The sequence below is a fragment of the Cohnella sp. LGH genome, from assembly GCF_017671885.1.
Lineage (GTDB): Bacteria > Bacillota > Bacilli > Paenibacillales > Paenibacillaceae > Cohnella > Cohnella phaseoli.
Genome location: NZ_CP072117.1, coordinates 4,933,512 through 4,960,270 on the forward strand (window position 1 = coordinate 4,933,512; position 26,759 = coordinate 4,960,270).

Consider the following 26,759-nt stretch of genomic DNA (forward strand, 5'->3'; position numbering starts at 1 on the left):
GATGATCTCTCTCCCACTGTGAATTAGTTTGTGTTTATAAACCCATCATACGGCGTTCCCGGCAAATGATATTTATCAGAGCATCCGTTTAATTTGCACAATCGTGTTGCACATTCGTCTCGTAAAAAGACGCGAAATTGGGGCATGGTTAAACAAGCCGGATGACGCGGCAATCCGGCCTTTATCCAAATGCTATCGGCAATTCCTTAGACATACTGCTCTACGATTTCCTCGATTTTCTCCGGCTTCCCGCTCTTCAAAGATTCAATCGCCTGCAAGACCATCAGCGTAGAATACAAGCCGTCCACATGATCGATCGGCGGAGGCGTATCGTCGACTAGACATTTCTCAAACGCTCGGTTTTCTTCCAGAAATCCGGATTCGGATCCCTCATAAACTACCGTCTCTTTCCCGTCTTCCGCATATGTCAGCTTGGTTAGACGATCGGAGATCGTAATGGATTTATGCTCGGCGAACAGTTGCATGAAAAACTTGCTCGTAACCGGAGGACAGCTGCAATCGCCTTGAATGAGCGTTCCGGCCGCCCCATTGTTAAAACGGAATACGGCTGTCAGATTGTCGATAACGCCGCTCTGCTGATAATAATTTCCTCCGGCCGCATACACTTCCTTAGGGTTGCTTCCGGCAACGAAACGCAGAACGTCTGTTGAATGACAGCCCTGGCTTAGCACGTTTCCTCCGCCCTTAACCGGATCGTTAGGCCAAATCCCTTCTCCCCAGCGGCTATCCATCATTTGCATAACGACCATAATCGGCTGCGGAATCAATTCCTTCGCTTTCCAGAGCATGTTGTAATAGCGCATTTTATACGCCGTAAACAGCTTCCTTCCTGTCGCTTTAACCGTCTCTCCGATACGAACGCAATCCTCAACCGTCATCGCCATCGGCTTTTCTACAAGGACATGCTTCCCCGCCTGCATAGCACGAATACATAAATCCGCATGCGTATCGTGCTGTGTAGTTACGTAGATCACCTCGATTTCCGTATCGCCCAGAAGATCCTCTACATCCGTCGTTGCCAGCTTGCCGCCAAATTGCTCGAGAAGCTTCTGCGCGCTTGGCCGATGGACGTCGCAATAAGCGACCGTCTCCATATGCTCCAATTCTTTAATGCACTCCGCATGCGTTCTGCCCAGAGCGCCGCAACCGATAATTCCTACTTTGAACGAGCTCATTACGGTCATCTCCCTTCCTCGCCTTCTATGGGTGATACGATCTAGAACGTGCCAGATAATCGTCCAATTTTTCGATTTCAAACTCGCGAACGAGATCCTCCGCCGAGAATTCCTCCGTCTCGCTGGATAGCAGAACCGAGCCCAAGTAGCCCGGATCCGTAACCCGGACTTTCTTGCCGTACTTCTGCCTGATCGCTTCAAGCTTGCTGCGGTTATAATCCAGATGCGCAACGGCGCAATCCAAATTAATCGTCGCGCTGACGAAATCATAGTAGCTGGACGTCGAGCTTGTCACCTGCCCGACTGGGGACACGATCGAGCTCGGCAGCCCGCCCGCTATCGCCCCTACAAAATGAGCGCGGCAGGAATAAGCCCAATATTGCTGCATGAAACCGCCGTGAAACATCGAGGGAAACACGATAAGATCCGGCTTGTCCCGGACATATTTCAATCTAAGCTCGTCGAAATTCAGATCGAAGCAGATCGCGAACGCCACGCGACCGAAATCGCATTCGAAAACCGGCGCTTTTTCTCCGCATTGAATAAGATTATCCTCTACTTCGATGATCACGGGATGGTTCTTGTTGTATACGCCGGACACATCGCCGTGCCGGTCTAACAATTGAACGGAATTCCGCCACTTGTCATCCGATTCCAGCCGAATGGAAGGATAAGCAATGTAACACTCGTTCTGTTTAGCAATTACAGACAAAGCATCCCTTATTCGATTACCGCGTACGCGATAGTATCCCTGCAGAGCTTCTTCAGCTAACCCCGAAGGCATATCGCAGCACTCCGGCAGCACGATCAAATCCGGTTGATCCGGCAGCACCTGTTGAATCTTCTGCAGGAGATAATGTTCCATTTGCAGAACGATAGCCTCTAAATCCGCCCCCGCGTCCGCAACCCCATAGTGGAAATTAAACGTGCTGACCGTCACCTTTTTCAAAGCAGCCACCCCCTTTTACGCTTTAACTGCCCCGGCGGACAAGCCTCTAATGTAATATTTCTGCAGGAAGCCGAAACAAAGCAAGATCGGAACGATCGATATTAACGCCCCCGCCATTAGAACATTCCATTGCCGGAATACGCCGGAATCGAGCAGCATGACTCCGATTGGCAACGTAAACAAGCTTTGATCGCTGAGAATGACCATCGGAAGAATCAAGCTGTTCCATGAGCCTAGAAAATTAATCGCGGTAAGCGTCGCAAGAATGGGTACCGAGAGCGGCAAATAAATTTGAAGCAAGGTGCGCATAATGCCTGCTCCCTCCATCTTGGCCGATTCGAACAATTCATGGGGAATGCTGCGAAAATAGTTGCGAAACAGGAAGATCGCCATCGGCGCCGCGCCATTAATGGAGGGCAGAATTAAGCCGATATACGTATTCAAAATGCCTAAATAATTTTCCGTCAGATAGAGCGGCACCATGACCGTAATTCCGGGGACGAACATCATTCCGAGAAAGAGGACGAACAGCGCATTGTTGCCCGGAAAACGCAGCTTCGCAAAGGCGAAAGCAGCCATAGAATAGAGCACGTTAATGCCGATCAGCGTAGACAGCGTCACAATAACGCTGTTCCAGAAGTAAGAGAAGAAATTCAGTCGGTTCCACACTTCCGCGTAGGTTTCCCAATGCCATTTTCCTTGCGGGAACAGCGAAAAAGTACTCATGACATCCATCGGTGCTTTCAGCGAAGCGCCTACCATCCATAGCAAAGGATAAAGACAGAGGAAGCTCCATAGCAGGAGAAGGCCATAAAGGGCGCCCGTCTTGGCTTTGGTCAATGCGATTCCTCTCCCTTCTTATCCCCGAATAGCTTCAAGCTAATCAACGACAATATAAACGTCAGCATGAACATCGTCCAACCCATTGCATTCGCGACGCCCATATTCCCATCCTGGAAAAAGGCCTGTTGGTAGACGAGCACGTTAACGACTTGAGTTGCACCAGCCGGACCGCCTTTGGTCATGACCCAAATCTGGTCGAAAACTTGCAGAGCTACGTTCAGATTCATAATCGTCACGATAACCGTAATCGGCTTGAGAACGGGCCACGTAATTCGGACCAGCTTCTGCCAGGCGTTGGCACCGTCAATATCGGCCGCTTCATACAAGTGCGTGTCCACGGCCTGCAGTCCTGCAAAATACAGGATCAGGCTATGCGGAAGCGCCCCCCATACGATCGTAACGATAATTGCCGGTAAAGCGGTATGCATTTCCCCGATCCAACCGTTCTTCGCGATCCAGGAATCAAGGCCGATGGAAGCCAACAATTGGTTAATGGAGCCGGTCGGATCATATAAGCCTTGCCAAACGTAATAGATCGCCACGGAAGAAGTAACCATAGGCAGAAGGAATATCGTCCGAAACAGACGTACGCCTCTTGTGGCTTTCTCCAATAACACCGCAATAATCAGCGCCAGAGGAATAACGATAACCACCATGGCGAACGCAATCCACAAATTGTTGACGATCGCTTGTCGGAAAAATCCGGATAAAATGTAGTTGCCGCCCGACAAGAAGTCTTTGAAATTATCCAATCCGACAAACTTGGCATTCCAGATTAGCTGCCCTTGCGGCAAACTAAAGAAGGATAGCACGATTGAAAAAAGAACCGTAAACAAGCCGATGACGATAAATAACCCAACAGCGGGAGCAATCAGTAAATACCCTGCCAGCGCTTCCCGCCTTGCGGCTTTCCGATAATTCATCTCTTCCTCCCATCCGCAAGACAGAAAAGAAGGGGCGCATCCCCCTCTTTTCTCCTTGATCCAATTGCGTTATGGATATTTGTTAAGGATTTGCTTTTTTGTAGGATGCCGCAGCCTTATCGTATTCGGCAGCCGCTGCTTCGGCCGTGCTGGATCCGAGCATGACCTTAACCATGCCCTCGCTAAATACTTTCCAGTCCTCTTTGAAAACCTGCTGCCAGATCAGCGGGTTTTCCGACCACCAGTTGCTCTCGCTGCTGAGCGATGAAGCCATAGCTTGAATGGAAGGGTTAAGCTTGCTTCCGTCTTTAATCTGCACCGCAGGTAAATCGTATGCATGGTTCGCGTACAGAACTTGGCCTTCCTCCGAAGTCAGGAATTTAACGAATTCGATTGCCGCTTCCTTGTTCGGGCCTTCATTATTGACAACCATTTGCACAAGCGGGAACGGGGATACCGTCGCATCCGGAAAGACCGAGCCCTCGAAAGCAGGAACTCTGAAGCTGAACACCTCGTCCGGATTCATGCCGATTGCGGTAAGGTTGGCAAAGGTGAACGTACCTCCCAGACTGAATGCCGCTTTGCCTTGAGCGAACGCTTGATCCGCCGGATCGATATCCAAGGAAGCCGCCCCAGGCAGCAATAAACCGTCCTTCGTTAAATCTTCGATGAATTTCAGCGCCCACATGTGCTTGGGATCGGACAACTTTTCTTCTCTATTCATGAACTTGGTGAAAGATTCTTCGCCGTTTTTCATATAGTCGACCAGGTTAAGGAACCATGCATTGTAGACACCGCCGACGTTGCCTGCGAATACGAATCCCGGAGTCCCCGTTTTTTCCTTAACCGTTTTCATCATGGAAACCCATTCTTCGAACGTAGCGGGCTCTTTCGCTTCCAAACCGGCCTGCTCTACAATCTTCTTGTTGCCATAGATCATATAAAACGCACCTACGTCAATTGGAATGCCGTAGACTTGACCGGGCTTTGTCGCTTTTTGCCACGCGCTGGCCTTTTCGTCCTTTGCCCATGCATCGATATTGGCTTGAGCAACCGTAATGCCGGACAGCGCTGCCGGAAGAAATCCATTTTTCCACGCCTCGTCCTTGCTTAGCTCGCCGCTCCATTCGTATGCCTTGCCGTCAAATGCGCGATACGCAGGAGAAGCGTCCGTCGCCCAGATGTCCGGCAAGCTTCCTGCTGCAGCGGAAGCAATAAGCTTCTGGCTATACGCCGCGTCCGGAGTTGTCGTTTGAGTTTCGACCGTAATGCCGGTTTTTTGTTTGAACGCTTCCGCTACCGCCTTAAAGCCGGGATCGAATGAAACCTTCCAATGCGATAAAGTCAGCTTCACGTCGCTTTTAGGTGAAGCGCTTTCGTTTTGCTCGTTAGTGGACTCGGGAGACGCGGACGCGTTACTCGGCGAGGATACGCCGTTGTTTCCGTTGTTGCTTCCGCAAGCGGCAAGAGCGAACACCGTAAAAAGACTTGCAATAGTTGCGAACCTTTTGATTCGTAGATTTGCTTTGTTCATGACTCGACACACCCTCCAAGTATAATTTGGACTTCGCATAGCCGATTGCATCTTACAATTTCTGCATGACTCCCTCTACATTTCTCGCCCCTCTTATGACATCCATAATGCCACAAAAGGTAAAGGTTATTTCTATCTCAAATCATATCGCTTAATCCTTTTGCTAGCTTTATCAATACTTCCGTTTTTTTTGCACTATCGTTTCAATGTAAACGTACAAAAAGGGGCTTTCTCATAAGTAAATAGTCGTACGAAAAAGATGATCGATAGAGAAGTTTGTCGTGCATGTATCTCCTTAGATACATGCACTTCTTCTTAATCGATCATCTTGTACGACCCTACTTATGGGACAGCCCCTCTCCATGCTACGGTTTTGGGGCGTTGCAATTCGCAATTAGGCTTTGTCGGTCCCCTGTTATTTGTTTTCGGGAAATATCAAGGATTTATAGTATTTCGAAAAAGCCATTCCATCGTATCCGATAAAGTCCGATGGAATTTCATCCAACCGAATAGGCTTCCCTCCCTGTTGTGCGGACAGGATCGCGGCGATTGCCGCCATTTCCGTCTCGGCGAGCTCTTCGAACGACAAAGGCGGCGGCGCTTCCCCGGCCAAATACGGAAGTACGGACTCCAATAGCGCTTGATACAACCGACTATTATCCACGTTAATATGATCTACTTGTTTTTGCGTAACCAGTGTCGCGTAGAAGGGCAAATACCCGGCTGTTTTCCCGATGTTAACGATCCCCTGTCTGCCGTCTTTCCAAGTCAGTTCGATCTGCCGCTGCACGTTCTCCCCCAAATAACGCACGGATTCGAGCCCCGGTCCGAGCAACCCTTGAAGCATCGAATAAGCGTGAACACCATAGTTGAATTCGTCTACCGCACAGCCGACAAACCCGTATACCCATTCCTCGGCTGGGATTTTCCGCTCTTTCCATTCCTTAACCTCGTTGCAATACCGCAACGCCGAACCTCCGGTAACGACCGCGCCCTGCTTGGCCCAACCGATCATCTGCTGCAAATCGCCAACATTCCCGGCCAACGGCTTATCGATGAATACGGCTTTGCCGGCTTCAACGAAAGGCTGCGCATGTCGCACGTGCAAATCCCAATTGCAGCTATGGATGAATACCGCATCTACCCGGTCGGCCAATTCCTCCAACGATTCGCAAGCGTGGTCAATCTGATGGTCACGGGCAAATGTTTCGGCATATCCGGGAGGATAGACTGTCCCGCTATCGAATACACCGGTCACTTCATGCCCCAAGCCGCGAATCAAAGGAACAAAACTTCCGGGATGGGAAGTATCCAAGTCTACAAGGCCTATCTTTAGCGATTTCATTCCGATTGATCTCCTTTGCCATATAGCCATTTTTCGTAATAAGGACTGATCTCCAGCGCGCCGCCCTTAGCTGCATAAAAGCTCTCGTCCAACCTAAAGATGCCTTCAAGGGACTCGGTCCACGATGCTCCCGCATAAGGATGCCAGCTCTTCATTCGATCCCAGTCGCGATAATTTTGACGTCCGTTCATTTCAATCGCGCCTATCTTTAATTCCGGCAGGGGAGAGAGATAGGAAGCCAACGTTTTGTTCCAATCCGCCAATACCGGGTTCGCCGTCAGATCGGCGCAAAAACAAGGAATGCCCCGATCGCGCGCATGCTTGGCCACCTTCAGGCTTACGCTCATCGTCTTCGCGACAGGCTTAAGTGCAATTGCGCCGTACCCCATATCGATTCTTATCCGTGCATCCCGTTCGTCGTGTACACTCTCATCAGCCGCTAACCGTACGGGCACATCGGAGACGTCGATTTCATCTGCTTCATCGAAAGGCTCCTCTACCAGCACGATCCGCTCCAAAGCGCCGATCCGATCCGCATGCTCCAGGAAACGCAGCATGCGCTCCTTTCCGTCGTATCTGCCGTTCGCATCCAGATAATAAGCGATTTTCCCGTTCCGGGTGTAAGTCGTTTCATAACGCGATGCAATGTCATGGATATGCGACAACCGTTGTTGGTCCCATGCCAGCATTTTGTCTTGATCGCCGTCGCGGTCAGGATCGGCTCCGATTTTGATCTTCAGGAGGAAATACCCTTCCCTCAGAATCTGCTCAATTGATTCCTCCGATAATCCGTAGCCAACTACCGGAATGTTTGCGAGCTCCTGCTGCCTCTCCGATAACGCGGGTCGATACTCATCCGGTACCAGTTCCTCGAAGCTCTTCCCTTTCCCTCTGCTGTACAACCCCCAAGCAGCTTGGTCAACGGCAACTAGCGCATTCAAAACGAATGTGGCGCGAAGATCGGAAATTCCGGTCGATTTCCGGCCATACTCATACACATCCGGAAACAAACGGTCTACAAGCTCAAGCGGCGTATGAAATTTCGCATCGCTCGCAAGCTTCAATGCATATTGGGTTAAATCCGCCATATGCCGATTCCCTGACGCTTCGCCGTAATGCATGAACACCCGCGGGTCCGACCATAACACGCTTTGAACGCCAACTCCGATACCCAGAGTCCCGTCTTGCGCTCGTAGACCCACGACAGACTGCCACAGCTCCGTTAAATAGTCGCCTTTAAAACCAAAAGGCGACAGCAGCGGCTCCTTCATAATGCCATGTTCTGTTTCGCTGATCCGAATCATGATAACGGTATTCCCTCCAAGTTTTATTCAACAAAAGCTCCAATCTGCTGTACATAAATCAAATTATACGAAACAATCTTCATCAACTGCTGTACAAATCATCATATATTACATCAAGAATTTAGCAAAACAATTACGAGAGTGTCAACAAACACTTTTACCCCTCTCAATCTGCTGTACAACCTTTTAAATATGCTTTACGATGTACATTAACGATAGAGGAAAGGTTGGATCTCATGGATAATCCTCGCTTTCAGACCGGTCGCAAGTCCTTTCAACTCCGCCTGCAGCATATGGTTGATAGTTTGCGTTCCGACATTCTATATGGCGTTTATCCCCCCGGACAATTACTGCCCTCTGAACTGTTACTCACGGAGCAATACGGGCTAAGCAACAAATCGGTTCGGAAAGGGCTCGACATCCTGGTCGGCGAAGGGCTAATCGTCAAAGTCGACCGGGTTGGCAGTCGCGTAACGGACAATATCCCCGTTGCTCCGGTATCCGTTTCATTCGGGTACAGCTGTTCGATCGAGCGGGATTTCAGTCTGTCGGCGCTTCTGGACGATTTTCACAGCTTACATCGATCGATCCGAATTAAAGCCATGCCTTTGCGTTCTACCGTCGATTATATAAAAGCGGTGGAAGAATATATGGACAACGGCCTGCTCGACACCTTTACGCTTAACAACCTTGACTTCCAGCAATTGCTTGAAGACGGGTATGCGCAATCGTTGAATCCTATGGTTCCGGAAGCTCAGTCATACCGTTTTGCTCAGGAAGCTTTCGTCGACGAGCAGCAACTATTGGCCAAGCCAGTCGTGTTTTCCCCGCTGGTGCTTGCTTATAATCGCTCTCATTTTCAAGAAAGCCATGTTCCGGAGCCCGACGGCAGCTGGACATGGGAAGATGTGGTCAAACACGCGTCCGCTCTTGCCGTACCGGGAGTTCGACACGGCTTGTACTTCTATCTGCTGTCGGACAATCGTTGGCCCGCCTTTTTGCTCCAAAGCTGCATGCGTTTTGCACCGAGCGTTAACGGAACGTTCCAACTAGACGGCTCCCGATTGTTGGAAAGCATTCGCCTTTGCAAACGATTGATTACCAGCCACGACTTATTCCCGCGCTATTTATCCGAGAACAGCGACGACGTTAACGAACTCTTTGCGCAAGGGAAAGTATCTATGATTCTGACGAATTACATGGCCATCAACGACTTCAAAGAAATGAATATCGACTACGACCTCTCCCCCATCCCCTTTATGTATGAGCCGCGTTCGCTCTTGAACGTGATCGGGATCGCGATCAACCGCAACTCGAAGCAGCTCCAAGCATCGAAGTGTTTCGCCGACTATTTAACCTCGCCCAGGGCGCAGTCGATTCTGCGTAATCGTTCGCTCAGCTTGCCTGCGTTAAAGTCGGCGGCGGAAGCTCCTTTGGAATCAGGCGACAGCCTCAACCGCCCTGCCCGGTTTTTCCTGTTCCGTGAAATCATGTTTTCCTATCGCACGCATCAGGAACTGAACTTGCCAATGTCCTCTTTTTACGTGCTAAAAAATCTCCTGAAGCAATACTGGTCCGATTTAATCGATGAACAAACGTTATGCGACCATATGGAACGTTTAATATAGGGGCGGACTGTCGGGAATTTCTCGACAGTCTGCCTCATCTTTATTGCAAGGCATACTCCTTGGGCGTCATCCCGAATCAAGCTCGGGAGAACTTGAATTTTGTATTTACAAACGACTAGCCGTCAGTTACCATTCATAATAATAAAACATTAGTTTTGGTAGATGAAACCACTTTGAGAGGTCGGGTAAACGTGCGACAACATCGACAACCGTGGGCCGAGCTGGAAACCCCTGCCGTAGTGGTCGATCTCGACGTTCTGGATCGAAACTTAAGGCATACTGCGGAATTGGCGCGCCAAGCCGGCGTTAAGCTGCGGCCGCATTTCAAGACGCACAAGAGCGTTTGGATTGCACAGGAACAAATGCGCAACGGCGCGTGCGGGATTACGGTAGCCAAGCTGGGAGAAGCCGAGGTGTTGGCGGATGCGGGCATAGCCGACTTTCTCGTCGCTTTTCCGATCGTTGGCGAAGCTAAGCTCGGAAGATTAGCCCGGCTGATGGAACGCGCTAACGTTATTGTCAGCACCGATAATGTACAAGTGGCGCAAGGGCTGTCCGATTTGGGCGGTTCGCTCGGCAAAGTTATTAAGCTCTATATCGACGTCAATACCGGATTGAACCGCTGCGGGAAAGAACCGGGCGAGGAAACGGCACAGCTCGTACAGGAAATCGCTAAGCTCCCCCATGTACGAGTGATTGGGTTAATGACGCACGGCGGATTCGCTTATGGCAAGAAAACGCCGGAACAAGTACGGGAAGCCGCCCGCGTAGAAGCGGAAGGACTTGTCCGCACTAAGCAGTTGCTTGCGCAATCGGGAATTCATATCGAAGAGATTAGCGTCGGTTCCACTCCAACCTCCAAGTACATTGCAGATGTCGAGGGGGTGACCGAAATTCGCCCGGGAGCTTACGTATTCGGGGACATCGCACAGCTCGCGATTGGCGTTATTACGCCTGAAGAATGCGCCATGCACGTAGTAGCCACAGTCGTCAGCACTCCGCGTAAGGGGACCGTTATCGTCGATGCCGGTTCGAAAACCTTCAGCAGCGACGTCAGCGCGCATGTGCCGGGATACGGTACCTCTCGCGATTTCGCGGGCGTTTATGTAGAGAAGCTAAGCGAAGAACACGGCAACGTGCACGTGCCGGAAGGCATTGAATTCGAGATCGGCGACCAACTGGTATTCCTGCCGAACCATTGCTGCACGACGACCAACCTTCACAACGAGCTTCAAGGCGTTCGCGAAAACAAGGTCGATCGTATGATCGCCGTCGATGCTCGGGGCAAGATTCGTTAACTCTACTAACAAGGATGCGTGAGCCCTATGAACCGCGAAGAACTATCTCTAGCGATTAACCAGTGGATGAAAGATAACGGAACGGAAGCGATTGCGCTAGCATCCAAGCTCGTGCAAATCGAAAGTGTCAACCATCCTCCTACTGGCCATGAAGCGGAGTACCAATTGTACTTCGCGGAATGGATGAGAGCGCAAAATGCCGAGGTCGATTTGTACGATCTTGCCGATGTGCCCGGATTGCGGGAACATACCGCTTATATGAGTACTCGCAATTACGACAATCGTCCAAATGTGGTCGGAAAATTTTTCGGCGCAGGTGCGGGGCGTTCTTTGATGTTCTCCGGACATGCGGATACCGTATATGAAGGGACCGAAGCTTGGACCCATCCCCCCTTCTCGGGGACGGTAGATTCCGGCAAATTATACGGCCGGGGCTCTTACGATATGAAAGGCGGCATGGCTGCCGCATTGATGGCGGTCAAATGTCTGCAAGACCTTAACATTCCGATAGCCGGAAACGTATACGTCGAAAGCGTCGTGGACGAAGAACACGGAGGCGCCAACGGCACTCTGGCCGGACGTCTTCGCGGTCCGAATCCGGACATGGCGATCATTCCGGAGCCGTCGAACATGAGAGTGTATCCGGCTCATCTTGGCGGCGGAATCTGGAAGGCTACCTTTACCGGCAGAAGCGGAATCGCTTTCGCGGGCGAAGAATTGATTAGCGCGCTAGAAGCGACGATTGAGTTCGCCAATCTGTTGCGCGCCTACAACGATTATCGGCATGAAACACTGGAGATCCCTTCATGGTGGCAAGACGGCCGAAAAGCCGAAATAAATCTTCTTACCCTATTTTCCGGAGACGTATCTCGCGAACTGCAAGAAAAGCTTCCCCAAACAGGAGAAATCAATTTCTGGATAGAAGGTTATCCGGGCATGACCGGAGAGGGCATTATTGCGGATCTATGGGCGTTCTACGAAGCGCAGCTTCCGAAGTATCCGTTGCTGCAAAAATGCAAGCCACAGATTAAACCGTTAATCCGCTATTTATCAGCCAGCGAAATGAAGAACGACGACAATACTGCCAAGTTTCTGGAGTTAATCGCGAATTCCGGCGCCAAGGCGCTTGGCCAATCGCCGGAACCTCCGACAGGCTCGCCTTTTGCCTGCGACGGCTTTATGTTTAACTTGTACAGCGATACTCCCGCTCTCGTTCTCGGCCCAAGCGGCGGCAACGCGCACGGCGCGGACGAATTTCTCGATATCGCTTCTTATGAAGCGCTTATTCGGTGGTACGCCGAAATCATCGTCGACTGGTGCGGAGTTTCGGGAGACGGGGAGGTTTAGCAAATGAGGCTTAAGGATAAAGTGGCGATCGTGACGGGAAGCTCTCAAGGAATCGGTCGGGCGATCGCTACCCGGTTCGCCGTCGAAGGCGCGAAGGTTGCCGTCGCCGGACTCGGGAAAGAGGCTCTCGAAGAGACTGCCGCTTTTCTACGAAACCAAGGCGGCCAAGCCATCGCAATCGAAGCGGATGTACGATACCGAACGGACATTGATCGGATGGTCGACGATACGCTGCGGGAATGGGGCCGAATCGACGTTCTCGTGAACAATGCCGGCGTCAACCGTACGGCGTCATTTCTGGAGATTACGGAAGAAGACTGGGACTGGCATTTGGACGTCATTCTGAAGGGAACTTTCCTTGTCTCCCAACGCGTTGCCAGAGAGATGGTTAAGCACGGAACCGGCGGTTCTATCATCCAGATGTCGAGCGTAAACGGTCTTGCCGCTGAAGCGGATCAAGCCCATTACAACGCAGCCAAGGGCGGAATTAATTTACTGGCAATGTCGATGGCGGTGGAACTGGCGACGCACGGCATTCGCGTAAACTCCTTATGCCCCGGGTTTATCGAGACGCCGCTCACAAAGCCGCTCATTAACAATCCCCCTGCCATTGCGGATTACCTGAGAACGATCCCGATGAATCGCGTGGGGCAGCCGGAAGAGATCGCATCCGCCGCATTGTTTATGGCCAGCGACGAATCGCGGTATATGACCGGGCACTGTATGGTCATTGACGGAGGTCAAGTCATTAAACTGTCTTAATTTGGGGAAGAATCTTTTCTGTTCGTTTGAGCCACAACCAAGAGGAGGCGCCGATCCGTTGCCTGACGGAAACGACGCCTTCTTTTTCTGTCTTCGGATTCCTTTTACGCAGCTTCTCATTCCATTTTAATTGATAATGATTATCATTTGCGATATGATAAAAACAGAAAATCGAAAGGATGGATCGTAGCCATGACTGCCACTCAACAAAAATCGGAGCTCTCCCGATTGGTCCGGGAGAGAAGATCGATTCGCAGCTTCGCCAAACGCGCCTTATCGCCGGAGCTGGTAACCGAACTGCTGCAAGCGGCCGAAGCCTCCGCCCTTCCGGCCGGGCGGGAGCCCGCCCACCGCTTCATTCTCGCGTCCAGTTCCGTAGGCAAAGCCAGGGCGGCTTCGATGATTATGGACACCTATTCCGAGCAAGGGCTGTACAAATGGATGCCGAACAAGCTTAATCAGTTGATGGCCGATCGCATCGCGCAAATTCCCGCCTTTCTGATCGTCATCGTGAAGGAGCAGGAAGAGAGCAGGCGCAATTACGCGACGGTCAGCGCCGTGCTGCAAAGCTTGTCGCTGCTCGCCTGGGAGCAGGGAATCGGAACGGTATGGAATACGGAGCCGTTCATGCATAAGCCGTCTTTTACGTCCGGCATCGGCCTGCAAGCGGACGAACGCATCGTCACGATCCTTTATTTGGGATACTGCGAGAAAGCGCCGAAAACGAAGCCGCGTACATCCGCGGTGTCAAAGCTGACTTATTTGTAATTTCAATAGAAACGGAGGTTTTTTCGATATGAGTATTCTTTCCCTATTCCGGGAAACGCGAGAGGTGCGCCAATTCGCCGAACGGCCCGTCTTCCGGGAATTGATTCTATCCATTCTCGAAGATGCCGTCTGGGCGCCTAACCACAAGCTGCGAGAGCCGTGGCGCTTCATCTATGCGGATGGAACGGCGAAGCAAAAGCTGACCGCCGCAGTCGACGCCGACAAGCATCCGCGTCTTGTCGAGACGCTTGCGCAAGCTCCGGTAGCTCTGATCGTTACGTCTCCGTCCAACAAGGACGAGCGCATCGATAACGACGACTTCGGAGCCGTCTGCTGCCTCATTCAAAACATTCAAATGCTCGGCTGGACTCACGGGCTCGGCATGGCCTGGGAGCTGGCCGATTATTCCGCCTGCACGGAGCTGCGGGCGCTGGCCGGCGTCCGAGACGACGAGCGGATCGCCGGCATCCTCGGTCTCGGCTTTTTCGATTCGCTTCCGGAGAAGCCGGCGGTCGCTCCCCTGAACGACAGACTTGAAGTTTGGTAAGATGAGCCCGGCCATGAAACTGGATGAGCTGCTCTAGCGAAGCTCTCCGGGCGATCCGGGAATTGACCGCCCGGGGAGTGCTTCCCGGCCTTATCTTCATCGGAATCGTTCCCTTCGACCGGGACGACGAATATACGCCGTTTGCGGCCCCCAACGTTTTCGAGCCGGGCAGATTGTTCGGCGGAAATGCGACGCAATATGCCTCGTATCTCGCCCACACGCTCAAGCCGTACGTAGATAGCCGCTACCGAACGCTGCCCGACGCGCGGAATACCGGAATTATGGGCTTTTCGCTCGGCGGCTTGATCTCGGTCTATACCGCCTTGCTGTTTCCGAGCGAACGAACGGACAGCAGTGGATGGTGCCCAATCACGGAACGATCTATCGTCATCTGCTGCAAACCGGTTTTACCGGGCGTACGGCCAGTATGACCGTATACGAGAGCGATGTGCATTCCTTCGCCAAAGGCGTTCTCTATGTACCCGAAGCGATGAAATGGCTGTTCTGCCATTCGTAAGCCGTCGTCCGCGACCGCAAAATCGCCGTGTCGTAGATACGCCCGGTCATGCCCGGAGCCGCGGCGCGCCATTCCGTCAGCGCTCCGGTGTCCAGCGGGTAATTAAACAGAGACTTGAGGCCGTTGCCGTACCTGACGACGATGCGGCAATCGGGCCGAACATAGGAGCGCAGCTCACGCAAAATATCCCGCTTCTCAGGCACCAGAGAAGCAATGAACACGTGCGTAGCTGCGCTTACGAATTCGGGGTCGTCCAGATGGCTGCGCAAAAAACGAAACGAAGCTTTCATACCCAAATACCGGGCAAGCTCCGTTCCGTGCCTGATCGCTTCCTCGTCGATATCGACGCACAGCACCTCCGACGCCGTTTCCGCAATGGCAAAGGCCGACGCGGGAAACGCGCCGGATCCGATAAACATCACCCTGTCCCCCCGACGGAGGCGCATGCCCTCCCGCTCCTCCCTCACGGACGCGGACAGCAAGGAGGAATATAGATCGACGCTGCGTCCGTGCGCGCAGATTTGTCTCGCCCTCATTTTCTCCAGCGCGCCCAGCGCCCGGGCGGACGCTTCCCTTAGACTCCTCACCGCCTCCTGCGCATCCCTGTCGCTCTCCAGGCGCCATTGGAACCGTTCGTTATCCTCGCGCAAAATAAACTCGCATAATCGATCCAGTTCGGCGCTTAGTCGCAACCGGCTATCCGGACGACGGCATACATCGGCTCCAAGCTCATTCACTGTGTTCGCCCACGCTCGCATGCCTGCCGCAAAACCTTCCTCGCTTAGCATCGCCTGCCCATCCCTCCGTCTCTGACAACTTCAAATACAGGAAGTATATGAAGCGGGACAGGCGGATGATGTCATCTGCCGGTTCAGTCGATTTCGGTCAGAGGCCCGCGCCGATCGTCTGCGTGCATTTGCTCGCCGACGGAGCCGCGCCGGTCAGCCGCTTGAACATGCGGCTGAAGTAATACGGGTCGTCAATACCGACCCGCCGGGCAACCTCTTTGACCTTAATCGGCGAGCGCTGCAGCAGCTCCAGCGCGCGTTCGACGCGCAGTACCCTCATATATTCGAATGGAGAATATCCGGTGAACTTCTTGAACACCCGCGAATAGTGCTCCGGAGTCAGGCCCGCCAGCGCGGCCAACTGGTCCCTCGTAATCTTCTCCTGCAAGTGGCCTTTCATATAGACAATAGTGGCATCGATCGTATCACGCGATATTCCTTTCCTCATTCCCGTATAACGCCTCCTTCTCCCACTCATTATCATTGATAATCATTATCAATTAGATTGTAGTGGAATCGGGCGCAATTTGCAAATGTAAGCTTTGCTTTTACGAGGAAATTTTCCAGCCGCTCGCCTGTCGCTGCAGCTCCCACATCCGCTTGTACAAGCCTCCGGCGGCCAGTAGATCGTCATGACGCCCCTGCTCGACGATCCTGCCTTCGGACAGCACGGCGATATTGTCGGCTCCTCTAACCGTCTTCAGACGGTGGGCGATGGCGATAACCGTTCTGCCCTGCACGAGCCGGTCGATCGCCTGCTGAATGGATGCCTCGTTCTCCGGATCGAGCGATGCGGTCGCCTCGTCCAGCAGCACGATCGGCGCGTTCTTCAGCATCGCCCTTGCAATGGAAATTCGCTGCTTCTCGCCGCCGGACAGCGTGCTGCCTCCTTCTCCGACCAACGTGTCGTAGCCATTGGGCAGCTTCATGATGAACTCGTGGCAGCAGGCCTGACGTGCGGCCTCCACGATCTCCTCCATCGTCGCGTCGCCGCGGCCGAAGCGAATATTGTTCGCGATTGTGTCTTGAAACAGGTAGACGTCCTGGAACACCATCGATACTTTGCGCAGCAGCGCTTCCGGCTCCATGCTCCGAACGTTATCGCCGCCAAGCAGCACCTCTCCGGCGTCCGGATTGTAGAACCGCGCAATAAGCCGCAAAACCGTGCTCTTCCCGCTGCCGGACGGTCCGACCAACGCGGTGAATGAGCCGACCGGCACGGCGAGACTTACGTCCTTCAGCACCGCCTGCTGACGATAGCCGAAGGTCACGCCCCGCAATTCGATGTCATGCCGGTCGGGAGGCTGCCGCTCCCCCGTCATCACGGGCTCCTTCAGCAGCTTCAAGATGCGCTCCCCCGCCTGCTCGTAATAGCGGAACTCCGCATACCCGGCAAGCGCGGAGGTCAGCGGGTCGAAAATGCGCGAGCCGACGATCAGGAAAGAAACGAACGTGACGATGTCGAGCCGTCCCCCCAGCAGCAGGTGCACGCCAACGATGATCATCAGCGTCAGACCGGAGCGGACGAGAGCAACCGCGCTCAGCACGATCGGTCCAAGCATGCCTTCGATACGTATGCTGTGCCGCATCAAATCCTTAAACGACCGCTCCAGCTTCGTGAACCGTTCTCCGGTCAGATTATACGCCTTGATAACGCGAATGCCGTTCAAATATTCCTGCAGCCGGTTGCCCGCCTCGATCTTCGCTCGCATATGGCCGGCGCCCAGCCTGCGTTGGAAGCCGGAGGTCAGCAGCACAAGCGCAACCGCCAGCGGAAGCGCCGCGAACAACGAGAGCGCCATCCGCCAATCGAGCAGCGACAGTCCCGCCAGCGCCAGCACGGGCATGACGAGCGCGCCGATCATCTGCGGCACGAGATGGGAGATGCCGTGCTCCAGCATCGTAAAGTCGCCCATCATCATATTGGCGAGATCGCCCGGATCGCGTTTGTTCAGGCAACCCAGCGGCAGCTTGCGCAGATGCTCCGCCAGCCGCGAGCGTCCGTCCGCCGCCGCGCTATAAGCGTTGCGAAACTGCGAGCGGTACGCCGGAATTTCCAACACATACAGAAGCAGCAGCGAGACGCCCATTAAGGCGCATATCCACCACAGTCTCGCCGTATCCAGCGCCAGCGCCGGATTCGCGAACGGCTCGTAGACGAGCCGGGCCGCCTCCACCAGCAGTGCGAACGGAAGGACGCCCGCCAGATTGGCCAGCGTCGTGTACGCGACCGGTTTAACTAAAGCGCGGGGGTTACCCGCCGTTATGTTGCGCAGCACGCCCATTCGAAGTCGCCTCCTCTCTATCCGCTCCGAGCCGCCATTCGGCAGAATCGGTATAAGCGCGCCACATACGGGCGTAAATCCCGTCCGCGGCGATAAGTTTATCGTGCGCTCCCCGCTCGGCAATCCGTCCCTCGTTCAGCACAAGAATCAGATTCGCGTCGCGGATCGTCGCCAGCCGATGCGCGATGACGACGACCGTCTTGCCCTTCATCAGCTCTCCTAGCGCCAGCTGCATCTCATATTCGTTCTCGGGGTCGGCAAACGCCGTAGCCTCGTCCAGCACAAGAATCGGCGCATTCTTCAGAATCGCCCGCGCCACCGCGATCCGCTGCTCCTCTCCGCCGGACAAGTAAACGCCGCCCTCTCCGATTCGCGTCTCGTAGCCCTGCGGCAGCTTGCCGATAAATTCGTGGCACTGCGCGGAAAACGCCGCCGCATACACCTCCTCCGGCGCAGCCTCGGGCCGACCGACGGCGATATTGTTATAGATGGTGTCGTAAAACAGAAACGTGTCCTGAAACACGAACGCAACCGTATCCATCAGTTGCTCCGAAGCCATCTCCCTAATGTCCGCGCCTCCGATGCGAATAGCGCCCGACGACACGTCCCAGAAACGCGGAACCAGGTTGGCCACCGTCGATTTGCCTGCGCCCGACGGCCCGACCAGAGCGGTAACCTCGCCCTGCCGGGCCGTGAATGAAATGTCCGAGAGCGCTTCGCTCCCGCCGACCTCCCCCCCGTACGAAAAGCTGACATTGGCGAATTCGATGTCAAAGGAGGCAGGCTGCTTCGGCCGCTCCGGCTCCGGCACGGGCCGCTCCGTTAAAATGCGGTCGATGCGCTCGACGCCCTCGCGAATGTCGCGCAGCGTGGAGGTCAGAAACATGATCTTGAACATCGGAGCCGAGATGCCCGGCGACATGATCAAGAAAAACAGCAGCACCGATGCGAACGCGACGCTGTCCGGGCTGCGTGACAGCAGGAAGACTCCAACCGGCAGCACGAAAGCGGCGAACGAGACGAGCACGACCTTAAAGATCAGAAAGCCGTTCTGGAACTGGTCGGTAAACTTCACGCAATAATCGCGGTATTGCATCATTTCGGTATAAAATCTACGGAAGGAATGAACCGTCTGTCCGAACACCTTGACCGCCGGCATCCCGCGTACGTACTGAACGGCCGAGCCGCTAAGACTCTCTAGCGAATCGTAATACCTTTTTACGTGTTCCTGCGTTCCCCTACCGCTCATCAGCTTCATCTGCACGACGAAGGCCAGGACGATCGGCACGATGCAGGCGAGCGCCAGCCAGACGTTTAGCGTCAGCATGACCGCGATCATCAGCAGCGTCGTCGCAGCGACTTGAACGAGATCGGGCAGTTGGTGCGCGACGAACGTCTCGACTTTCTCGACGTTTTGCTCCAGCGTTTTTTTGACCGCTCCCGTCGAAGTCCCGTTCAGCCAGCCAAGCGGCAATCTGGCGATATGGGCGGACAGCTTGATCCTCAAGCCGTACAAAATGCGAAAAGCGGCAATATGCGAAGCCATGCCCCCGGCATACATCAGTGCCAGGCTGCCCAACAGCCCGAGCAGGGCGTATACGCCCCAGCGAGTCATCGCCGCTCCGTCCGCTCCGGCGGGTGCGGCGGCATGCTCCAGCAGCTCTCTCAAAATATAATAGACGGCTGCGTAGGGCACGAGCGAAGCGATTGCGCTGAACGCCGAGAGCAGCCCGGAGACGATCAGCAGGCCGCGCCTCTCCCCCGCGATTTCAAGCAATCGGGCAATGCCCGTTTTGTTCTGCATGCGTTCTCCTCCTTGCCATTTTCCTTCTGGCTATTTCCCTTCCTCCTTATCGGTCAAGGTGCGGCTAGCGCCAGCTCGGCTATTTTGTCCAGCAGTCGTTCCTTGCCGATCGGGCTGAAGGTCATATCGTAATAGTCCTCGTTCGGTAGCTTGTACACGCGGCCGTCGCGCACAGCTTTCAAGCTCCGCCATACGACGCTGTCTTCAAGCTCCGCGTCGGTCCCCTCGGCAAATTGCAGGAAAATACGGTCCGCATCGATTTTCGTCAGCCCTTCCAGGCTGATTGTCTCGCCCCAGCCTTCCGCCGGAATGCCGGGGGAACGGGGCAGACCCAAATCTCCGTACAGCATATCTCCCAGTCCCGTGCCGCTGAAGACGCTCAGGTTGTTCGGGAAAGCCACCACGACGGCGAAATTGTCTTCCCCCGCTTCCGCCTTGATCCGCTCTCCGATTGCCTTCGCCTTATCGTCGTAAGCCTTCTGCCACTCCGCGGCCTTCGCCTCTTCGCCGAGCGCCGCGCCAAGCTGCACGAGCCGATTGCGCCAGCCCGCGAAAGACAGCGGATCGTCTTCGATAACGAACACGGGCGCGATTTTGCTCAACTGCTCGTACACCTTGTCGAACATTGCGCTGGAGACGATCAAATCCGGCTTCAGCGCCGCAATCTGCTCCAAATTTGCCTCCCCGCTCGCATAGTTGCCGACAATCTGCGCGTCCGCAACGTATTCCTTTAAGTAAGCCGGCATCTCTCCCGCCTTAAGACTGTCCTGATTCGCCGTGCCGATCGGCTTAAAGCCGAGCAGCGCCAGCTCCTCCGATGCGCCGGAAATATCGACGATTCGCTGCGGCTTCGCGGGAATCTCCGTCTCGCCCTTCGCATCCTTCACCTTGCGCAGTTCTGCGTCCGGCTTGGGCGACTCGGCAGACGCAGCCTGCGAGGCCTGCCCACTCTGTCCACTCTGTCCACTCTGTCCGGCTTGCCCGCCATTCGTAGAGGCTGAAGAAACGCTCCCCTCGTCGCCGTTGCCGTTGCTGTTACCGCAGCCCGCCGCGCCAAGCGCAGCCGCTATGATCAACGCCGCAATACCGATGCTCCATTTTCTTCTCCTATCCATCTCCGCACTCTCCTCGTATCGTTGTTGTCTCTTCAATCCCACTCATTGAGAAACATTATCATTGATAACGAGCAGCTGTCTGCCGACAGACGGATTTTTTCGGCGGTTATACGGAGATTTTAGCTCGATGCAGCAGCGTGTGCGGCTGAATGCCGTATTTGCGCCGGAAAGCTTCGGCAAAATGGCCGGGATTCGAGTAGCCGACCGCATACGCCGTTTCGCTGACGTTCATCGTTCCCTGCTCCAGACACAGCTTGGCTTGCTCCAGACGCATCTCCCGCAGCACTCCGAACACGGTGTTGCCGAACACCTCCTTGAAGCCGAGCTTTAGCTTGTTGTCGTTGAGCCCAACCAGCCTGGCCAACTGCAGCAGCGTCGGCGGACTGTCCATTCGCTCTCGAAGAACGGCTTGCGCTCGTTTGATTTTGTCGAGATCGTTGCCTCTGAGAATGGACTTCGCGCCCCCTCCATCCTCCGGAAGAAAGTATTGTCGCAAGCTCAGCAGAAGCAGCTCCAGCGTTTTGCTCTCCATGTACAGTCTGGGCATCGTTTCTTGACGCGCCCGCGCCGCCAGCTCCCGCACGACCGCGCCGATCTCCGGCGTCATCGGCCGGCTGGCCGCATAGAACGGTTGAGCGCCGCGCAGACGAGGAACGGCCGTCGCCTCCTCGCCCTCCCCCGCTCCGACATATTCCCGGAAGTCCGACTCCTTCATCCGAATGCCGAGAAAATGCATTTTCCTGTCCGGCTCGTGCTTCATGACCGCATACAAATCTTTCATCAACAGAAGCTGCCATTCGTTCGGCTTCACCTCAAATCGTCGTCCCGATACTTCGAACAGCCCGCCCCCCTCCAAACAGTAATTCAGCTCCACCAGCGCTTCGCTTCCTTTGAAGGTCGTGACCCGTTCGTCGCGCATCCGATACTCGGTTATGCAGAGCTCCATCCCCCCGCGAAGAATCAGCCTTCTGACCTCTCCTTCGCCCACATGCTCCGGCAGTCTCAGCACCTCCATCGTCAGATCGTGATCGTCGATCATTTCCAAAAACGGCTTGTACTGATAGAAATGCTGATGCCTATCGCGATGCTCAATATGAACCATAATTGCCTCCTTGAGTTATATGCTAGATATGATTATAATTGATAATGATTATCATTATCTATTATAGCAGACAAGCCGGAACGTCGAGAAGAAGCAATTAAGGAGGCCATATTGATGTCCACCGCACAAATTTTGATTGTCGACGAGGAAAGACATACACGCAATACGCTAGGCCGCTATTTGAAAAAAGAGGGCTTTCGGGTACTCGAAGAGTCGCACGGCTTAAGCGCCCTGCGCCGTCTGTCGAACAGAAGCTTCGATCTGATCGTGCTCGATATCGAGCTGCCTGGCATTAACGGATTGGAGCTTTGCCATATCATTAAGACCGCTAGCAACACCCCGGTCGTCTTCGTAACCGGCAAAGAAAGCGAACAGGATGTCATCGGCGGGTTCCAGGCCGGTGCGGACGATTTTGTCGTCAAGCCGTTCAGCCCGCGCGAGGTCGTCCATCGCATTAGCGGCATCCTGTACCGCACGTCGACGCAAGGGTATCGTCCGCACAAGCCGGGGCCCGTCAGTCCAATCGCCCTGCCCCGCATCGGAATGGACCCCAGCACACGCAAGGTGACGGTGGACGGAGCGAGAATGGAGCTGACCGTCAAGGAGTTCGAGCTGCTCTACTACTTGGCCGCCAACTTCGGCATGCCGTTCTCTCGGCAGCAACTAATCAGAGCCGTATGGAAAGCCGCCTTCCAGAACGACACTCGTACAGTGGACACTCACGTCAAGCGGCTGCGGGAAAAAATGAACGGGGCTTCGCCCGGATCGGGCGACATCATTCAGACGATCAGGGGCTTTGGCTACGGAATTGTCGAGTAAAGCGAAAGAATGATCGATAGAGAATGTTGTCGTGCATGTATCTCCCAACGATGGATGCTATACGATCCTGAAATGGAACGGTTAACCCGTGATAAGGTGATTTCAGGTTTCATGACCGTATGAGGCAGTCTCCAAACTAATCATGACCCACAACGTTTCCAATTTATTAGATATTAAACTTTTACGATGGATCTATTTGTACACATGAGCTTACGCAGGGAAGTTAGTCGGAATTTCGTACAACGCAGCTCGAACCGGGCTTAAACGGCGGACGTTTGTAGGAAAAACCGCACAAAGCAACTCGACTCAGACTCAAACGACGAACGTTTGTAGGGAAAATCGTATAAATCACTAAGATCAGGGATTGTATGTCACTAAAGCGTCTTCGATGATGATACGAATAACTTCTAGGATTTATCTGGAAGTGTTGGGACAGCCCCTTCACTGTTTTACTGCGTTTAGACGGGCGTTATCCTTTCCCTTGAGTCCCGATCTGCCGGGCAACGCGTTCTCCCAGCTCAGGGCTCGCCTGGTTCAGATAACCGATCACGACACGCTGCAACTCCGGCACGGCGGCTCCAAGATCCGAGGCAATGTTGTGGACTAAGTGCTCCCGATGATCGGGCGACAGCGAATTGTAAAATTGCCCCGGCTGCGTGAAGTCATCCCCCTTGGGAGGCGCGGTGCGCTCGAGCCGCCCTTCCACATGGCGGCCGGTGCCGCTTGTTACCTCGTCCGACGGCTTCCAGTTCGCCTGATGGTTGATCGGGATGCTGCGAAAATCCGGGCCCAGCCGATGACGCTGTGAATCTGTATAAATATTGGCGCGGCCTTGCAGTACTCTGTCGAATGAAAATTCGGCGCCCTCCAGCATGTTGGACGGGGAAAAAGCCAGCTTCTCCACCTGATCTCTATAATTGTCGGGATTGCGGTTCAGCACCATCCTGCCGACCGGCAGCAGCGGGTACTGCCTCACATCCCACACCTTCGTATCGTCCAACGGATCGAACGACAGCGCAGCTTCGTCCTGCGGATTCATGAGCTGTACATACAGCCCATATTCGACCGGCTTCCCTTGGGCAATCGTGTCGTAGAGATCCTTGCCTGCGTAATCCGGATTCTCGCAGGCGAGCCGCGCCGCCTCCCGGCTATCGATATACTGCACGCCGGCTAGCGGAATCCAGTTGTATTTCACGTAAGTACGGAAACCTTGTTCATTCTTCCAAACATAAGTACTCACGCTGTAACCCGGAATGTGCCGCAGGCTCTTGATCGTCCCCAGATCGGAGTACAGCTGCAGCACGAAATACGTCGCCTCCGGATTTTGCGCGTAGAAGCTCCAGAAGCGATTGGGATCCATCAAGTTGTTGACGGGCGACGGGTTGAAGGCGCTGACCGTCTCTACGAACCGCATGGGGTCCCGAATCGTAAACACGGGAAGATGGTTGCATATTAAGTCGAAGATCCCTTGTTCGGTATAAAATTTAGTCGAGAAGCCGCGCACATTACGCGAAGTGTCCGGCGTCCCCCTGTTGCTGGCCGCCAGCGAGAATCGGACGGCAACGGGCACTTGCTGGCCCGGACGCTGCAGGAAACAAAGCTTCGTATAAGCCGCCATCGAGTTAACCGTCTCGAAATAGCCGAAGGCTCCAAAGCCCTTCACATGCAAAGGGCGCTCTCGTAGGGTCTGATGGATAAAAGTTTCGTTTTTCTCGTGCAGCATCGTGTCTTGTTCGAGAATCGGGCCGCGCTCTCCTACCGTCTGCGAGTAACGCTCCGATTGTGAACCGCCTGACCATTGCGAAGGAGCGGCGCCTTGCCAGCTTCGATTGTTCGTCTGGTCGCGGTCGTTCTTGTCGTCCATTCCTCAGCCTCCCATGCCTGCATTATCTCCAATGTGTATGCATAGCTATAGGTGGTTATGATGCATGCGCCCCATCTGTCCCATCCGTCCTATCTCTGCCGGAATAAAAAAAAGATCGCCGCTACCTGGCTAAGAGAGCCGGATAAGAAGCGATCTTTTTCTTTTTATTGGATTAAGCGAGTTGGCCGAATTGCGCCTGATGCAGACGGCTGTAGACGCCCCCGGCAGCGACCAATTCGCGATGGCGCCCCTGCTCGGTAATGCCTTCCTCCGTCACGACAACGATGCGGTCCGCATCCTTGATCGTCGCCAGACGGTGGGCGATCACGAGCGTCGTCCGACCCTGCGACAGCTCGGACAGCGATTGCTGAATCGCCAGCTCCGTCTCCGTATCCAGCGCCGACGTCGCTTCGTCCAGAATCAGAATCGGCGGATTTTTGAGGAACATTCGCGCGATGGCCAGACGCTGCTTCTGTCCGCCCGACAGCTTCACGCCGCGCTCGCCGATGACGGTTTCCAGTCCGTGCTCCTGCGCCTGGATGAACTCGTTCAGACGAGCCCGCCGCGCCGCTTCCCAGATTTCCTCTTCCGTGGCGTCCAGCTTACCGTACAGGATGTTCTCGCGAATCGTTCCGTTAAATAGGAACACATCCTGCTGCACGATGCCGATCTGGCGGCGCAGCGATTCCTGCGTCACCTCGCGAATGTCGACGCCGTCGATGCGAATCGCGCCGCTATCGATCTCGTAGAAACGCGGCAGCAGGCTGCACAGCGTCGTCTTGCCGGCGCCGGAAGGGCCGACGAAGGCGATCGTCTCCCCTTTGCGAACCGTCAGGCTCACGTTCTGCAGCACCTTCTTCTCACCCTCATAGCCGAAGCTCACTTGATCGAACTCGATATCGCTGTTGAAGACGCCAAGCTCGGCCGCATTCGGAGCGTCGGCCACATCGGGAGCGGTATCCATCAGCTCAGTGTAACGCTTGAATCCGGCAAGCCCCTGCGGATAGCTTTCCACGATGGCGTTGATTTTCTCGATCGGCCGAAAAAATACGTTGGTCAGCAGCAGGAAGCCGACGAATTGCCCATAAGTAAGCTGCCCCTTAATGACGAACCATGTGCCGCATACCATGACGAACAGCGTAACAAAGCGCATCATCATGTAGCTGATCGAGCCGTTTTTGGCGATCAGCTTGTAGGACATCAGCTTCGTCAGGCGGAAGCGTCCGTTGTTTTCCGCAAATCGCGTTTCCTCGAACGACTCGTTGGAGAACGCCTTGACGACGCGGATCCCGCCTACGTTGTCCTCAATGCGGGCATTGAAGTCGCCGATATCGCCAAACAATTGGTGAATCGCCTTCGTCATTTTGCCGTTGAAGTATACGACCACCCAAATAATCGCCGGCACGATAATGAAGGTCATCACCGCCAGCTTCCAGTTGATAGCCAGCATGAGCGCGAAGGAGCCGGTCAGCGTCATGATCGCGATAAACAGATCCTCCGGACCGTGGTGCGCCATCTCGCCGATCATGTTCATATCGTTGCTTAGCCGTCCGACCAGATGGCCGGTCTTCGTATTGTCGAAAAAGCGGAACGACAGCTTCTGAATATGCGAGAACAGCTTGCGCCGCATATCCGTCTCGATATTGATGCCCAGCATATGCCCCCAATAGTTGACGATATACATCAATACGGTATTCAGTGCATACAAAGCGACCAGCCCGACCGAGGCCCATAGAATCAGCCCCCATTTGCTTCCCGGCAGCAGATCGTCGATAAACGAGTTAACGGCCATCGGAAACGCCAGTTCCAGCAAGCCGGCAATAATCGCGCAGCCGAAATCGAGCATGAACAATCCTTTATAAGGCCGGTAATACGCAAAAAAACGTTGAATCAAGTCATCCTCTCTCCTTCCGCGCTGAACAACGCTATCTCTATGACATCGATAATGATTCTCAATATCAAAATGATTGTAGCAGAAAAGAGAGCATATGGAAATGGAGCAATTCTGAAAATAACATGGA

General features: G+C 54.1%; 23 protein-coding genes. 8 read left to right on the forward strand and 15 right to left on the reverse strand.

The features are described from left to right. Positions 1-206: 206 nt before the first annotated feature. The 7 genes from J4772_RS21220 to J4772_RS21250 form a co-directional block, all read right to left on the reverse strand. Entirely contained in the window at positions 207-1,196 is a 990-nt protein-coding gene (locus tag J4772_RS21220) for a Gfo/Idh/MocA family protein (protein ID WP_209071293.1), read from the reverse strand. Between the two features lie 25 nt (positions 1,197-1,221). Then, the gene (locus tag J4772_RS21225) at positions 1,222-2,136 is read right to left on the reverse strand and encodes a carbon-nitrogen hydrolase family protein (protein ID WP_247741209.1); all 915 of its coding nucleotides are present in this window, start codon (positions 2,134-2,136) and stop codon (positions 1,222-1,224) included. 24 nt (positions 2,137-2,160) lie between these two features. Beyond that, positions 2,161-2,985: a carbohydrate ABC transporter permease gene (locus J4772_RS21230; protein WP_209071295.1), complete on the reverse strand. Its 825-nt coding sequence runs from the start codon at positions 2,983-2,985 to the stop codon at positions 2,161-2,163. After that, positions 2,982-3,911, reverse strand: a complete 930-nt coding sequence (locus tag J4772_RS21235) for a carbohydrate ABC transporter permease (RefSeq protein WP_209071296.1) — start codon at positions 3,909-3,911, stop codon at positions 2,982-2,984. The genes J4772_RS21230 and J4772_RS21235 overlap by 4 nt, the downstream gene beginning before the upstream one ends. Before the next feature lie 82 nt (positions 3,912-3,993). Next, the gene (locus J4772_RS21240) at positions 3,994-5,445 is read right to left on the reverse strand and encodes an ABC transporter substrate-binding protein (protein WP_209071297.1); all 1,452 of its coding nucleotides are present in this window, start codon (positions 5,443-5,445) and stop codon (positions 3,994-3,996) included. 415 nt (positions 5,446-5,860) lie between these two features. Continuing rightward, positions 5,861-6,790, reverse strand: a complete 930-nt coding sequence (locus tag J4772_RS21245) for a Gfo/Idh/MocA family protein (protein WP_209071298.1) — start codon at positions 6,788-6,790, stop codon at positions 5,861-5,863. Further along, entirely contained in the window at positions 6,787-8,094 is a 1,308-nt protein-coding gene (locus tag J4772_RS21250; RefSeq protein ID WP_209071299.1) for an enolase C-terminal domain-like protein, read from the reverse strand. The genes J4772_RS21245 and J4772_RS21250 overlap by 4 nt, the downstream gene beginning before the upstream one ends. A gap of 236 nt (positions 8,095-8,330) precedes the next feature. On the opposite strand from J4772_RS21250, the gene J4772_RS21255 reads away from it, so the two are divergent. The 7 genes from J4772_RS21255 (at position 8,331) to J4772_RS21285 (ending at position 14,875) form a co-directional block, all read left to right on the forward strand. Beyond that, the gene (locus J4772_RS21255) at positions 8,331-9,722 is read left to right on the forward strand and encodes an extracellular solute-binding protein (RefSeq protein ID WP_209071300.1); all 1,392 of its coding nucleotides are present in this window, start codon (positions 8,331-8,333) and stop codon (positions 9,720-9,722) included. 191 nt (positions 9,723-9,913) lie between these two features. After that, the gene (locus J4772_RS21260; RefSeq protein WP_209071301.1) at positions 9,914-11,020 is read left to right on the forward strand and encodes an alanine racemase; all 1,107 of its coding nucleotides are present in this window, start codon (positions 9,914-9,916) and stop codon (positions 11,018-11,020) included. Between the two features lie 27 nt (positions 11,021-11,047). Next, positions 11,048-12,367 (forward strand): M20 family metallopeptidase, encoded by a 1,320-nt coding sequence (locus J4772_RS21265; protein ID WP_209071302.1) that lies wholly within the window; start codon positions 11,048-11,050, stop codon positions 12,365-12,367. A 3-nt stretch (positions 12,368-12,370) separates the two neighbouring features. Then, entirely contained in the window at positions 12,371-13,129 is a 759-nt protein-coding gene (locus J4772_RS21270; RefSeq protein ID WP_209071303.1) for an SDR family NAD(P)-dependent oxidoreductase, read from the forward strand. A 192-nt stretch (positions 13,130-13,321) separates the two neighbouring features. Further along, positions 13,322-13,897, forward strand: a complete 576-nt coding sequence (locus J4772_RS21275) for a nitroreductase family protein (protein ID WP_209071304.1) — start codon at positions 13,322-13,324, stop codon at positions 13,895-13,897. A 28-nt stretch (positions 13,898-13,925) separates the two neighbouring features. Next, positions 13,926-14,444 carry a nitroreductase family protein gene (locus J4772_RS21280; protein ID WP_116064195.1) on the forward strand — a complete coding sequence of 173 codons (519 nt, stop codon included), beginning with the start codon at positions 13,926-13,928 and terminating at the stop codon, positions 14,442-14,444. A 62-nt stretch (positions 14,445-14,506) separates the two neighbouring features. Continuing rightward, positions 14,507-14,875 (forward strand): alpha/beta hydrolase-fold protein, encoded by a 369-nt coding sequence (locus J4772_RS21285; protein WP_247740804.1) that lies wholly within the window; start codon positions 14,507-14,509, stop codon positions 14,873-14,875. A 43-nt stretch (positions 14,876-14,918) separates the two neighbouring features. Here the strand turns inward: J4772_RS21285 and J4772_RS21290 are convergent, their stop codons facing one another. From J4772_RS21290 to J4772_RS21315, 6 genes are all read right to left on the reverse strand, one after another. Beyond that, on the reverse strand, positions 14,919-15,749 hold the full coding sequence (locus J4772_RS21290) for a class I SAM-dependent methyltransferase (RefSeq protein ID WP_209071305.1): 831 nt from the start codon (positions 15,747-15,749) through the stop codon (positions 14,919-14,921). Between the two features lie 97 nt (positions 15,750-15,846). Beyond that, entirely contained in the window at positions 15,847-16,197 is a 351-nt protein-coding gene (locus tag J4772_RS21295; RefSeq protein WP_209071306.1) for a helix-turn-helix domain-containing protein, read from the reverse strand. A 100-nt stretch (positions 16,198-16,297) separates the two neighbouring features. Further along, positions 16,298-18,034, reverse strand: coding sequence for an ABC transporter ATP-binding protein (locus J4772_RS21300; protein WP_209071307.1), 1,737 nt, complete (start codon positions 18,032-18,034; stop codon positions 16,298-16,300). After that, positions 18,003-19,838 carry an ABC transporter ATP-binding protein gene (locus tag J4772_RS21305; protein WP_209071308.1) on the reverse strand — a complete coding sequence of 612 codons (1,836 nt, stop codon included), beginning with the start codon at positions 19,836-19,838 and terminating at the stop codon, positions 18,003-18,005. Before J4772_RS21305 ends, J4772_RS21300 begins: the two co-directional genes overlap by 32 nt. Before the next feature lie 53 nt (positions 19,839-19,891). Continuing rightward, entirely contained in the window at positions 19,892-20,953 is a 1,062-nt protein-coding gene (locus J4772_RS21310) for an ABC transporter substrate-binding protein (protein WP_209071309.1), read from the reverse strand. Positions 20,954-21,059: 106 nt separating this feature from the next. Next, entirely contained in the window at positions 21,060-22,055 is a 996-nt protein-coding gene (locus J4772_RS21315; RefSeq protein ID WP_209071310.1) for an AraC family transcriptional regulator, read from the reverse strand. A gap of 114 nt (positions 22,056-22,169) precedes the next feature. On the opposite strand from J4772_RS21315, the gene J4772_RS21320 reads away from it, so the two are divergent. Further along, positions 22,170-22,874, forward strand: a complete 705-nt coding sequence (locus J4772_RS21320) for a response regulator transcription factor (RefSeq protein WP_209071311.1) — start codon at positions 22,170-22,172, stop codon at positions 22,872-22,874. 469 nt (positions 22,875-23,343) lie between these two features. Here J4772_RS21320 and J4772_RS21325 read toward each other — a convergent pair whose 3' ends face one another. Both J4772_RS21325 and J4772_RS21330 read right to left on the reverse strand, forming a co-directional pair. Continuing rightward, entirely contained in the window at positions 23,344-24,738 is a 1,395-nt protein-coding gene (locus tag J4772_RS21325; RefSeq protein ID WP_209071312.1) for a catalase, read from the reverse strand. 172 nt (positions 24,739-24,910) lie between these two features. Then, on the reverse strand, positions 24,911-26,632 hold the full coding sequence (locus tag J4772_RS21330; protein ID WP_209071313.1) for an ABC transporter ATP-binding protein: 1,722 nt from the start codon (positions 26,630-26,632) through the stop codon (positions 24,911-24,913). Positions 26,633-26,759 lie beyond the last annotated feature (127 nt).

Bases quoted from the DNA above. Each gene is read 5' to 3' on its own strand.
- J4772_RS21295 (WP_209071306.1), bottom strand. From the start codon at position 16,197: ATGAGGAAAGGAATATCGCGTGATACGATCGATGCCACTATTGTCTAT.
- J4772_RS21245 (WP_209071298.1), bottom strand. From the start codon at position 6,790: ATGAAATCGCTAAAGATAGGCCTTGTAGACTTGGATACTTCCCATCCC.
- J4772_RS21240 (WP_209071297.1), bottom strand. From the start codon at position 5,445: ATGAACAAAGCAAATCTACGAATCAAAAGGTTCGCAACTATTGCAAGT.
- J4772_RS21235 (WP_209071296.1), bottom strand. From the start codon at position 3,911: ATGAATTATCGGAAAGCCGCAAGGCGGGAAGCGCTGGCAGGGTATTTA.
- J4772_RS21315 (WP_209071310.1), bottom strand. From the start codon at position 22,055: ATGGTTCATATTGAGCATCGCGATAGGCATCAGCATTTCTATCAGTAC.
- J4772_RS21255 (WP_209071300.1), top strand. From the start codon at position 8,331: ATGGATAATCCTCGCTTTCAGACCGGTCGCAAGTCCTTTCAACTCCGC.
- J4772_RS21280 (WP_116064195.1), top strand. From the start codon at position 13,926: ATGAGTATTCTTTCCCTATTCCGGGAAACGCGAGAGGTGCGCCAATTC.
- J4772_RS21220 (WP_209071293.1), bottom strand. From the start codon at position 1,196: ATGAGCTCGTTCAAAGTAGGAATTATCGGTTGCGGCGCTCTGGGCAGA.
- J4772_RS21310 (WP_209071309.1), bottom strand. From the start codon at position 20,953: ATGGATAGGAGAAGAAAATGGAGCATCGGTATTGCGGCGTTGATCATA.
- J4772_RS21275 (WP_209071304.1), top strand. From the start codon at position 13,322: ATGACTGCCACTCAACAAAAATCGGAGCTCTCCCGATTGGTCCGGGAG.
- J4772_RS21300 (WP_209071307.1), bottom strand. From the start codon at position 18,034: ATGGGCGTGCTGCGCAACATAACGGCGGGTAACCCCCGCGCTTTAGTT.
- J4772_RS21265 (WP_209071302.1), top strand. From the start codon at position 11,048: ATGAACCGCGAAGAACTATCTCTAGCGATTAACCAGTGGATGAAAGAT.
- J4772_RS21290 (WP_209071305.1), bottom strand. From the start codon at position 15,749: ATGCTAAGCGAGGAAGGTTTTGCGGCAGGCATGCGAGCGTGGGCGAAC.
- J4772_RS21270 (WP_209071303.1), top strand. From the start codon at position 12,371: ATGAGGCTTAAGGATAAAGTGGCGATCGTGACGGGAAGCTCTCAAGGA.
- J4772_RS21250 (WP_209071299.1), bottom strand. From the start codon at position 8,094: ATGATTCGGATCAGCGAAACAGAACATGGCATTATGAAGGAGCCGCTG.
- J4772_RS21325 (WP_209071312.1), bottom strand. From the start codon at position 24,738: ATGGACGACAAGAACGACCGCGACCAGACGAACAATCGAAGCTGGCAA.
- J4772_RS21320 (WP_209071311.1), top strand. From the start codon at position 22,170: ATGTCCACCGCACAAATTTTGATTGTCGACGAGGAAAGACATACACGC.
- J4772_RS21305 (WP_209071308.1), bottom strand. From the start codon at position 19,838: ATGCAGAACAAAACGGGCATTGCCCGATTGCTTGAAATCGCGGGGGAG.